10 protein-coding genes and 2 pseudogenes are annotated in these 9,799 nt (G+C 62.7%); 11 read left to right on the plus strand and 1 reads right to left on the minus strand.

Features of this window, described 5'->3' with window-relative positions; genetic code table 11:
• Positions 1 to 16 precede the first annotated feature (16 nt).
• From F6X42_RS35090 to F6X42_RS35140, 11 genes and pseudogenes are all read left to right on the plus strand, one after another.
• The gene (locus F6X42_RS35090; RefSeq protein WP_187638546.1) at positions 17 to 1,372 is read left to right on the plus strand and encodes a TrbI/VirB10 family protein; all 1,356 of its coding nucleotides are present in this window, start codon (positions 17 to 19) and stop codon (positions 1,370 to 1,372) included.
• Complete coding sequence (locus F6X42_RS35095; RefSeq protein WP_187638547.1) at positions 1,320 to 2,033, plus strand: hypothetical protein; 714 nt, start codon at positions 1,320 to 1,322, stop codon at positions 2,031 to 2,033. Before F6X42_RS35090 ends, F6X42_RS35095 begins: the two co-directional genes overlap by 53 nt.
• A 55-nt stretch (positions 2,034 to 2,088) precedes the next feature.
• Positions 2,089 to 3,126 carry a P-type DNA transfer ATPase VirB11 gene (gene virB11, locus F6X42_RS35100; protein ID WP_187638548.1) on the plus strand — a complete coding sequence of 346 codons (1,038 nt, stop codon included), beginning with the start codon at positions 2,089 to 2,091 and terminating at the stop codon, positions 3,124 to 3,126.
• A gap of 93 nt (positions 3,127 to 3,219) precedes the next feature.
• Positions 3,220 to 3,573, plus strand: coding sequence for a hypothetical protein (locus F6X42_RS35105; RefSeq protein WP_187638549.1), 354 nt, complete (start codon positions 3,220 to 3,222; stop codon positions 3,571 to 3,573).
• 136 nt (positions 3,574 to 3,709) lie between these two features.
• Positions 3,710 to 5,479 (plus strand): type IV secretory system conjugative DNA transfer family protein, encoded by a 1,770-nt coding sequence (locus tag F6X42_RS35110; RefSeq protein WP_246530375.1) that lies wholly within the window; start codon positions 3,710 to 3,712, stop codon positions 5,477 to 5,479.
• Positions 5,476 to 7,146 (plus strand): LPD7 domain-containing protein, encoded by a 1,671-nt coding sequence (locus tag F6X42_RS35115; protein ID WP_187638551.1) that lies wholly within the window; start codon positions 5,476 to 5,478, stop codon positions 7,144 to 7,146. The genes F6X42_RS35110 and F6X42_RS35115 overlap by 4 nt, the downstream gene beginning before the upstream one ends.
• Before the next feature lie 66 nt (positions 7,147 to 7,212).
• Positions 7,213 to 7,923, plus strand: a complete 711-nt coding sequence (gene stbB, locus F6X42_RS35120) for a StbB family protein (RefSeq protein WP_187638558.1) — start codon at positions 7,213 to 7,215, stop codon at positions 7,921 to 7,923.
• 44 nt (positions 7,924 to 7,967) lie between these two features.
• Positions 7,968 to 8,372 (plus strand): hypothetical protein, encoded by a 405-nt coding sequence (locus tag F6X42_RS35125; RefSeq protein WP_312892974.1) that lies wholly within the window; start codon positions 7,968 to 7,970, stop codon positions 8,370 to 8,372.
• Positions 8,373 to 8,382: 10 nt separating this feature from the next.
• Entirely contained in the window at positions 8,383 to 8,706 is a 324-nt protein-coding gene (locus F6X42_RS35130; RefSeq protein ID WP_187638553.1) for a killer protein, read from the plus strand.
• A 136-nt stretch (positions 8,707 to 8,842) separates the two neighbouring features.
• Positions 8,843 to 9,193, plus strand: coding sequence for a hypothetical protein (locus tag F6X42_RS35135; protein WP_187638554.1), 351 nt, complete (start codon positions 8,843 to 8,845; stop codon positions 9,191 to 9,193).
• A 7-nt stretch (positions 9,194 to 9,200) separates the two neighbouring features.
• A pseudogene (locus F6X42_RS35140) lies at positions 9,201 to 9,386 on the plus strand (DUF8534 domain-containing protein); the annotation flags it as partial.
• A gap of 55 nt (positions 9,387 to 9,441) precedes the next feature.
• On the opposite strand, the pseudogene F6X42_RS35145 reads toward F6X42_RS35140, so the two are convergent.
• Positions 9,442 to 9,645 (minus strand): annotated as a pseudogene (locus F6X42_RS35145) (DDE-type integrase/transposase/recombinase); the annotation flags it as partial.
• Between the last annotated feature and the right edge of the window lie 154 nt (positions 9,646 to 9,799).

Raw genomic sequence — 9,799 nt, forward strand, 5'->3', positions numbered from 1 at the left:
GGGAGAGCCGAAGCGTATGAGCGAACGCGACGAAATCGGTAGTGCTGGGCCTGCTGACGTCGGACCTCAGCCGTCGCTGGACCTGCCGGGGCGCCGCCGCACACGTGCGGGAAGGCTTAAGCTCGTGCTGGTCGCGTTGATCGTGATCGCGCTGGGCGCTTCGAGCGTCACGATCTACCTGCAGCGGCTCTTCCAGCAGCATCAGGACGCGAAGCTGGCGGCGCTCAACAAGCCAAAAGATAGCGGCGCGAACGAGACGGGTGCCGACCTCGAGACCCAGAAGGAGCGCATCAAACGCGCCGAAGCCGAGCAGGCGCGCGCCGCATCGGACGCGGCCGCCGCTGCGGCAAGACAGCAGCTTGCGACGCCGGCCGGCGCAGCGTCGCGCCCCATCGGCGAAGTGAGCACTGCGATCGCGAGTAACCGGCCACGGTCGCTGACACCCGCTGAGCGGCGTCTCTCAGGCAGCGTGCTCGTGATGTCTGGCGACAGCAGGACCTCCGATGCTCCCGAGGAATCCGCTGTCGCGTCCAGTGACGCTGGCGGCGGCACTGTAGACACCACCGGCAACGGCCCGGGTGGCGATGGTCTGGCCGGCATGGCGAAGTCCATGGGGCTCACGGCGCTGCGGGGCGGCCCATCTGGAGCCGCCGGTTCATCTGGCACAGGGCTGGCGGAAAGCCATGATGCCGGCAACAGCAAGGGATCGGCTTTCGACCAGTCGCTGCAGCCCTCGAAGCTGCAACCGATGCGCGCCTCGTTCCGGCCCAACCGGCACTACACGATTGCCCGGAACACCATGATCCGTTGCGGGCAGGCCACCGCAATCCGTACCGACCGCCCGGGATTGGTTGGCTGTCCGATCGCGGATGACGTCTGGTCTGACGATGGCACGACGTTGCTTATCCGCAAGGGCGCGTTGGCAAAGGGCGAGCAGCGCGACGCGGTGATGCACGGGCAGGGCGTGATCGGTGCGATCTGGGACGAGATTGACGATGGTGACGTGCGCATACCCCTGAACTCACCGGCGACCGATCCGCTCGGCGCTGCGGGCATTCCCGCCTACATTGATCAGCACTTCTGGACCCGCTTCGGTGGCGCACTGATGGTGAGCCTCATTGGCGACTTCGGGCAGGCCCTCGCCAACAAGGCCACCGGCTCGGGCCAGACGATCACTTTCACGAACAGCTCGAATGCGACACAGGATGTGGCCGCAGAGACGCTGCGCAACTCGATCAACATCCCGCCGACCGCATATTCGAACCAAGGCTCCGTGATCAACATCTTCGTTGCCCGCGATGTCGATCTGAGTAGCGTGTATGAAAACGTCGGCAGCGACGGCAGTGAAATTGCGCCGTCGGACCGGCAATGACAACAGCGAGGACATGACGATGCGACTGCAGATCCCGTTTCCCGACACCTTTCTGCTCCATGGTATCGAACGTGATGCCTTCGAGGCCAGGCTGCGCGACGCGCTGCATTGCGTCCTCGACGGGAGCCGCGTGTGGCAGCTGGCCGAACAGATCGATGTCCGCCGGCCGTTCGAGCCGTCTGATGTCCTGCCGCTGCGCCGGATCGGCGACGAGCACGTCTTCGAGCAATGCATGACGCTCGACGGTTGCCGGTTCGACGACATGTCGATGGCGCTGCGCCCCGTGGTCACGCATGCTGTCGGCGCGCGCCTCGGCATTGAGCTGGCCGAGCCCGGCATTGTGGCGGACAGCCTTGGTCAGCAAAAGGGTGCAACTAACTGTCCTGGACCGAGCATCCCTCCGACACCGCGTCAGCGCAGGACAGGTGTGCTTGTCCTTGCTATCGCAGCAGGCACAGCAGTGGGAGTTCTGGCGACAGCGACAACGACGTGGAAGGTTGCCTGGCCGGCGGCGGCTACCGCAGGGATGGTCACGACGGTGATCTCCACGTCTCCCGCGCAAACGTCGCGCAATCTGGCGAGCAGCGTGCCTGACGGCGGGCGACTGTACCGGGTCTCGGTTCAAGTCGAGCCTCAGGGCACAGATGCGGGATCGCCCTGACGGGCTCGGTGCGGCTATTGCCAGCTCGCCCCAGACATATCTGGAAGGAGTGAATATGAATTCAGCGGTTATCGATGTCATCGAAAAGGGGACCATCGCGCGCAGCTTCCTCCGGCAGATGGGTATCGCCAGTTTCTTTGACAGCAGCCTGACCGAGGTGGCCATAAACCGGCCCGGCGAGATATGGACACAGGGTTCGGGCGCCTGGCGGCAGCACGAGGCGCCCGCCTGCACGCTTGACGCCTGTTTCAAGCTCGCCAATGCCCTGACGGTGATGAAGGGGGGCAAGTTCTCGACGAAGGAACCGATCCACCCGGTGGTCCTTCCCGATGGCCAGCGCGGTCACGTGCTGATGCAGCCGGCGTGCGAGCAGGACACCATTTCGATCACCATCCGGATTCCTTCAAACCAGCGGTTCTCGGTCCACGAATACGAGCGCAACGGCTGGTTCGCGGACTACCGGGACGTGTCACCGCGCCGGGAAGTGCCGGCATCGCTCGACCTGCCGCCGTACGAGCAGAAAATGCTCGAGGCGAAGAGTCAGCGCAACGTCACCCGACTCCTTGAGCTCGCCGTCGCGAACCGCCTGAACATCGTGCTCGCTGGCGGCACGGGCTCCGGCAAGACGACGCTCAACAAGGCGCTGTCCGATCTCGTGCCGTCCGATGAGAGGATCGGCACGATCGAGGATACGCCGGAACTGTCGTTGCCGAAGCATCCGAACCGCGTGCATATGTTTTTCAGCGATACGCTGCCGGCAAAGGAACTGGTGCGCTCGACGCTTCGCATGAAGTTCGACCGCGTGTTTCTTGCCGAGCTGCGTGGCGACGAAACCTGGGACTACATGACGCTGCTCAATACGGGTACGCCCGGTGGTATTACGACCGTTCACTGCAACGACGCCAGGTCGGCGCACTCCCGTATCGCGACGCTGGTCAAGCAGAGCGTGGCAGGTCAGACGCTCGACTGGCAATTCATCATGGATCAGGTCCGCGTAACCGTCGATCTCGTACTTTTCATGCGCGACAAGCGTCTATCGGAGATCTGGTACGACCCGGTGGATAAATGGCAGCTGCTGGGAAGCATCGCATGAAAGGGCGCGCTGCATCCCCATCCCAGGCCGCCGGTCGCCTCAGGAGATGGGACGGTGACAATCATGAAGCGATAGCGCACTGAAGGACGAACCATGCCGAAAATTTTCCGCATTCTCATTCCGTGTCTGGTCGTGCTGGTGATCGTGGCCGCCGCAGTGACGCTTGGTCAGTATCTCGGCGGGCTGCTGTTCGCGAAGATGCAGAAGCTGCCGCAGGACGCGGTTGGCGTCTTTACGCTGTACGACTACTGGCAGGCCTGGGGCGACGTCCCGGCGGTCAGGCGGGCCCTGTCCGTCTGCACGCTGCTGTCAGCCGTCATTGGCTGTATGCCCGTGGTCGTAATCACGATGGCGCTGGTGAAATCGCGCGGGCATATCGCGCAGTTTGGCAATGCGCGCTTCGCCAAGAGGCGGGACATCGTAAAGGCTGGGCTGCTGGAGAAGTGATCATGCAGCCAGATTCAACTCTCACTGTACCGGCAGGGCCAGGAACGACTTTTTTGCCGGCGCTGCGTCACCTGTTTGCACCTGCGGGACCCGTAGTTATCCTCACATGATCCAGGAGGAAAGCACCTTGTCCTACATGTATCCACCGTTCATCGTCGGCAAGTACAAGGGCGAGTACCTAAAGTATCGCGGCCAGGACTTCCTGATGCTCGCCGCCGGCACGCGCTCGGGCAAGGGTGTCTCGATGGTGATCCCGAATCTTCTCACCTATCCGGATTCGGTCGTCGTCGAGGACATCAAGGAAGAGAACTTCATGTACACGTCCGGTTACCGCAGGAAGTGCGGTCATGCGGTCTACCTGTGGTCGCCGTTTTCGGAAAACGGCCGGTCGCACGCGTACAACCCGCTCGAATACATCGCCGGGCGGCCCGCGTATACGCGCGTAGGTGACGTGATGACGATTGGCGAGCATCTGTATCCGTCGAACGTCGACGCGCGCCTGAGGTACTGGAACGACAACGCCCGCAACCTGTTCGTCGGAATCGTCCTGTACCTTCTCGAAACGCCCTCGCTGCCGTGCACGTTCGGCGAAGTGTTGCGGCAGGCCTCGGGCAGGGGGCGTGCGATCCGCGAGCACGTCTCGTCGATCGTCAGTACGCGCTCGAACACTACCGGCACGCTGCCTGTCCTCAGCTTCGAGTGTCTGGATGCGCTCAACCGCTTTCTATCGCAGTCGAAGGAAGCGTTCGCCAATATCGTGTCGACGATGACGGCGCCGCTCAACGTGTTCAGTAATCCGGTCGTCGATGCAGCGACGAGCCGATCGGATTTTCATCTGGGCGACGTACGAAAGAACCGTATGTCCGTCTACGTCGGTATCAAGCCGGGCGACCTGAAGGCGGGCGCGTTGCTCGTCAACCTCTTCTTCTCGCAGCTGATCGATCTGAACACGCGTGAGCAGCCCGCCGAGAATCCGGATCTGAAATACCAGTGCGCATTGCTGATGGATGAGTTTGCGGCGCCCGGCAGGATCGACATCATCGATACGGCCAACGCGTTCATCGCCGGGTTCAACCTGCGGCTCGTGCTGATTTTCCACGGGATGTCGCAACTCGAGGACCCGAAGCTGTACGGCAGGCACGGTGCGGAAACGCTTGCGATCAACTGCAAGATGCGCAGCCTCTTTGCGCCGCGCACGCTCAAGGACTCGGAAGAATATTCGAAGATGCTGGGCACGTTCACGCATCTGTCGCGTTCTCGCAGCCGCAGTCGCGGTCGCAGCGCGTCGACAAGCACGAACGAGACGGAGCACGGCCGGCCGCTCATGCTGCCGCAGGAACTGCGGGCCCTGTCCAGCCGCAAGCAGATCATCACGATCGACGGCTGCGAACCTATCCTGTGCGAAAAGGCGTACTTCTACGAAGATGCCGAGCTCGTCGACCGCCTGGTTCAGCAGAGCCCCTATCTGCGAGGGGTAATGGCCGGTCTCGAAAAGACCAACCGTCGCCGCGCGTGGTTCGGGTTCGGACCGAAGTTCCCCAACGAAGATCAAATGAAGCACGCCGCATTCGTTGCCCGCGAACTCAGTGCGCCAGTGCCGCGGATCGACGTCGAGCACTGGTGGCACTCACAGAACGCCGTGCGTCGCGCGCAGACGGAGCCTGCAGCGGGCGCAGCGCAGGCCGCCAGCGTGCGCGATGTCCGTGAGCACGAAATTGGCGTGCTCACCGCCGTGCATTTCGCCAACCGCGGCACTATCCGCGCCTCGCTGTTCCGGCTGATGCCGTACCTGGGTGAGGTGCTCCCGGATGCGGTCGTGTCCGCACATGCGGCCGCAGCAGCTCAGCCTGGTTCCCACGCCGCCGCGCAAGCTGATCCCCAGCCTGAACAAGGAGTCGTCGCATGAACGAGATCGAATTCCCGGCCGACCAGATTGACCATCGCGAGCGCGGCGCGGCCAACGCCGACGACGCTTCGGCCATCCGGGCGCGGACCACGCCGCCGGCGAACGAACCGGAAGGGAAGGCCGGTCCGCGCCATCCGGAAATGCCCCTGGACGGCGCAACGGAAGAGCGCCTGAAGAAGATCCGGGCCGCAGATCGCGAGCGGACCCGGCAGCGGCTCGCACCGGATGTGTCGCGCGATGAGCAGGCCGCCGAAGGGGTGAAAGCAGCTAAAGGTACCGGCCGGCTGATCGGCAGGAAAGACGGGGAGGCACAGAACAGCATCCGTCCAAAGCCGATCTTCGAGAAAACCGGCTACGACGTGCCGAAGTCAGTCAGCAACCAGTATGTTGCGCAAGACGGGAAATTCCTGGACCGCAAGAGCGAGACGGTGCACTTCGAGGACACCGGCCGCACGCTCGCGACGGCCAGCGAGGACCGCAGCGTGGTCGCGCACATGGTGGAAGTTGCAAAGGCGAAGAACTGGAGCGAGCTGCAGCTCAAGGGCACCGAGGAATTTCGGCGGCAGGCATGGATCGCAGCAGAACTCGCCAGCGTACCAACGCGCGGCTTCGAGCCGAAGCAGGTGGATCGCGCGATGTTGACAGCTGCGCGCGAGGCCATGCGCATCGGCGCGGGCGAGCAAGCTGGCGATGCGCATGAAGCGCGCACCAACACCGTTGAGAGCGCAGCAGCCCAAGAGTCCGACGTCGCGGAGCCCGAAAAGCCCGCGCGGCGCGCACGGGCCAGCGCAGGCGCAGGCCGCATCGCTGACACGCCGGCCGGGCAACGAGCGCACCAGTCCGGCCGCGCGGGGCCTGCAACTCCGTCGCCGTCGCCGTCTCCACCACTAGAGCAGCCAGTAGCCGGTGTGACTGCGGGCGTGCTGATCGCGCACGGGGCGGCACCGTTCAACCACGACGCCAAACAGAATCCAAGCTATTACGCGACCGTGCGCACCGTCAATGGCGAGCGCACGGTATGGGGCCTGGATCTCGAACGCGCCATCAGTGAGGCTGGCCTGCAGGTCGGCCAGCACATCGAACTCGAAAAAGGCGGCAGCAGGACTGTGACGTCCCGGCAGCGGCAGTTCGATGCACAGGGCAATGAGCGCGCGCCAAAGACTGTTACGAGCCGCCGTAACGAATGGCGGGCTTCCTCGCCGGACATGCCGGGCCCGGCTACGCACGGGCAGCGTGAGGCCCTCGCCCGCGCGCGTCGGGAAGTCGACGAGCGTCGGCAGATAAGCGAAGCGCGCGAGCGCTTCCTGAGCGGTAACTGGCAGTACTCGAAGGAACAGCGCGCCGCGCTCGACGCGGCGCGCGAGCGCATCAAGGAGCAGGCCGCACGAGAGGTTCTGCGCGAGGAGATGAAGGATTTGCCCGAGCAGCAGCAGGAGAGGCTGATCGCGGAGTTCGAGAGCGCAGTGGCCGCGGCGCGAGCAGCGAACCGGCCGCTCGATGTGCCGATGCCGCAGGTCAGCGAGGCAACGATCGAGTCCGTACGTGAACAGATCGAGCGCGAACAGCGCGGCCTCTCGCAGTCTGTGCAGCAACCGGCCCAAGAGACCACCGGGCACCCAACACAGGAGGCGGGTCATGAAGTCCCGCCCTTTGAACTCGAACCGTAGCTGAACGCGGCTGGCGTGGCCGCGGTGATGCGGCTACATCCATCAACCGGTAAGGAACATTGCACCATGAAGATTGCCGTTATCAATTTCTCGGGCAACGTTGGCAAGAGCACCGTCGCGCACCATCTGCTCGCACCGCGTCTGCCGGGCGCTGAAGTGATCCCGATCGAATCGATCAATTCGGATGACCGCGAAAAGGAAGGCGCGTTGCGCGGGTCGCAGTTCGATGAGCTGCAGGATCAGCTGATGACGCTGGAAAACGCCGTCGTCGATGTGGGCGCGTCGAATGTCGAAGACTTTGTAGGTCTGATGCGAAGCTATGACGGATCGCATGAAGACTTTGATCTCTTCATCGTGCCGGCTGTATCGACCGCCAAGCAGCAGGTGGACACGATCGCAACGCTGCGTTCGCTTTCTGAGCTGGGCGTGCGCGCCACAAGGATCCGGCTGGTCATGAATATGGTCGATCGCAAACAGGACGTCAACCGCGGCTTCGCGAAGCTGTTCGAGTTTCACTCGCGCAGTGACGCTTTCTCGATGCATCGTGATGCAGTTATCTACGAGAACCCGATCTTCGAAAAGATCAAGGGTTTCGACAGGTCGATCGTCGAAATCCGCGATGACCCGCGCGACTATGTCGCGCTGAACGCCGAGGCAATGGAAAACGGGGCATCGGAAGCCGAAAAAGCACACATCCGACGGATGGTCGCACTCAAACGTCTTGCGATTCGGGTGACTACAGAACTGGATGATGTGTTCAAGGTCCTGGTGCGCTGATGGGCGCGTCGGAGGATTCGATCCGCGAGGAATTGATCGGCGAAGTGCTCGGCCAGCTGTCGCATCTGCGTCGTGACGTGAAAGAGCTGACCCAGTTGCTCCAGGCGAGCGGCAAACAGTTCAAGGATGACGGCGAACTGACGCTGCTGCGCTTCACTTCGCGCTACGAGCAATTCCTCAAGGACTTTAACGCAGCGACCACTGGCGTGCTCGCCGAGGCAGGTCATTTTGCTGAGGCGCGCGACCAGCTCGTCGGTGAGCTTGCATTGCGCGAATACGACGCGGCGAGTGCTCGCGTGCGGGGACAGTTGCGCGATGTGCTGCGCGAAGGTGGTCACCGCTGCGGTTTTGGCCGCCTCGAGCTTGCAGCATGGGTCGTCAGTGCAGCGCTTGGTTCGGCCGCACTCTCGGTCGGCGCGGTCGTGGTGCTGCATATGATAGGCGCATAGGAGTCGTTCCATGCAATTCCAGACATCTTTTGTGGTCGCAGCGGTATGCACGGCGCTCGCGGGTGTCACGCCGGCGCGGGCCGACGATGACAACCAGAACGCATGCGGGACAGTGCTCTGCCTTGCCGGACTGATGCAGGGCGGCAATGGCGGTCGGGACTGCAGCCAGTACGAGGCAAACTACTTTTCCATCGTGCGTTATCACCATGGCCATTTCGATCTGGGCGGCACGTCGAGCGCGCGCGGCGATTACCTCAACCAGTGCCGTTCGGTTGGAAGCGATCAGAAGAGCGCGGTGAATTCCAGGTACGGCGGCGTCGAGAATGGCCCGTGAATCGCTTCTCTCAGGGCGCGGCGAATTTCCTGGCCTGCGGCAGCCGGGCTTTTCATCTTCCGGCGGCGATCGCGCGCAACGGCGGCGGGACTGCGGCGACGTCAGGGCACTGCCAGCGCTGTTCCAGCTGAATCTGATGCATCTCGCTGCTGCGAAACTGCTTAAGACCATGGAGTTGGACCGCGAGTACCAGGCGGGCGAAGTGACCAGGCGATTTGACACGCCGATGGCGGCGATAAACGGCATGCTTTGCGCCCTCGTCGAAGGAGGTCTTGTACTCGTGCGCAGCGTTCCATCACGCATCATCCGCGTTGAGCGCCTGTCGTTCGCGCCGCAGCCACCGTCACCGGTCGTTGCGGACACGGGTACACAGACAGCTGTAGCCACGCCGCCGTTCGCCCGTCAGAATCATGGCTGGTTGCGAGACCACGGCACGTCGCTCCTGGGCGTGCGCAGCCTCGCGATGCTCGTCCGGCCTTCACGTTGAACGCATCATGGAACTCATCGAGCGCGATTACCCCGATACGGTCAGGCGACATCTGAGTGCTGAAGAAGCCGCAGCTGTGCGGCGGTTCTGCGGCGAAGGACAGCAAGTGCGGCCTGAGGACGTCAGACTCGTGGAAGCCGTGCTCGAAGAGATGCACGACGGGCGACATGTGCGTCTGTGGCTCGAGTGTGACGGTTCTGTCGCGGTAAGGCGATTTGGGCGAACGATAGCGATATGATGAGGATTGCTTACATCGCCAGTGAGTAGAATTGCCGGGCGGCCGATGGCTTGAGTTCGCCTGCGTCTTTCATCTGCCCCTTGGCGATCATATGCATGAGTTCAATGCCGCTCAACAAGATGCGGGCACAACGAAAATTCTTGAATCCCAACATGGGTCGGGTACGGCGCTTGATCGCCCGATGGTCTTGTTCCACGATATTGTTGAGATACTGATATGACTTTCCATGTCAATCGCGATGTTGATTTTTCGCTTTTTCATAGGCGCGAGAATTCCCTGAGGGCGGCGTAGCAGTAAGGTCGACGGTGGATCACACTGATATCCGCGGATTGGCTACCGCATTACAGAGGTCCGCCTCATGAGCCTGC

It is taken from the genome of Paraburkholderia podalyriae (assembly GCF_014397785.1).
Lineage (GTDB): Bacteria > Pseudomonadota > Gammaproteobacteria > Burkholderiales > Burkholderiaceae > Paraburkholderia > Paraburkholderia podalyriae.

Excerpts from the sequence above, each read along its gene's own strand:
- F6X42_RS35090 (WP_187638546.1), top strand. The coding sequence starts at position 17 with ATGAGCGAACGCGACGAAATCGGTAGTGCTGGGCCTGCTGACGTCGGA.
- F6X42_RS35135 (WP_187638554.1), top strand. The coding sequence starts at position 8,843 with ATGCATCTCGCTGCTGCGAAACTGCTTAAGACCATGGAGTTGGACCGC.
- F6X42_RS35110 (WP_246530375.1), top strand. The coding sequence starts at position 3,710 with ATGTATCCACCGTTCATCGTCGGCAAGTACAAGGGCGAGTACCTAAAG.
- F6X42_RS35130 (WP_187638553.1), top strand. The coding sequence starts at position 8,383 with ATGCAATTCCAGACATCTTTTGTGGTCGCAGCGGTATGCACGGCGCTC.
- F6X42_RS35105 (WP_187638549.1), top strand. The coding sequence starts at position 3,220 with ATGCCGAAAATTTTCCGCATTCTCATTCCGTGTCTGGTCGTGCTGGTG.
- F6X42_RS35115 (WP_187638551.1), top strand. The coding sequence starts at position 5,476 with ATGAACGAGATCGAATTCCCGGCCGACCAGATTGACCATCGCGAGCGC.
- virB11 (WP_187638548.1), top strand. The coding sequence starts at position 2,089 with ATGAATTCAGCGGTTATCGATGTCATCGAAAAGGGGACCATCGCGCGC.
- stbB (WP_187638558.1), top strand. The coding sequence starts at position 7,213 with ATGAAGATTGCCGTTATCAATTTCTCGGGCAACGTTGGCAAGAGCACC.
- F6X42_RS35095 (WP_187638547.1), top strand. The coding sequence starts at position 1,320 with ATGAAAACGTCGGCAGCGACGGCAGTGAAATTGCGCCGTCGGACCGGC.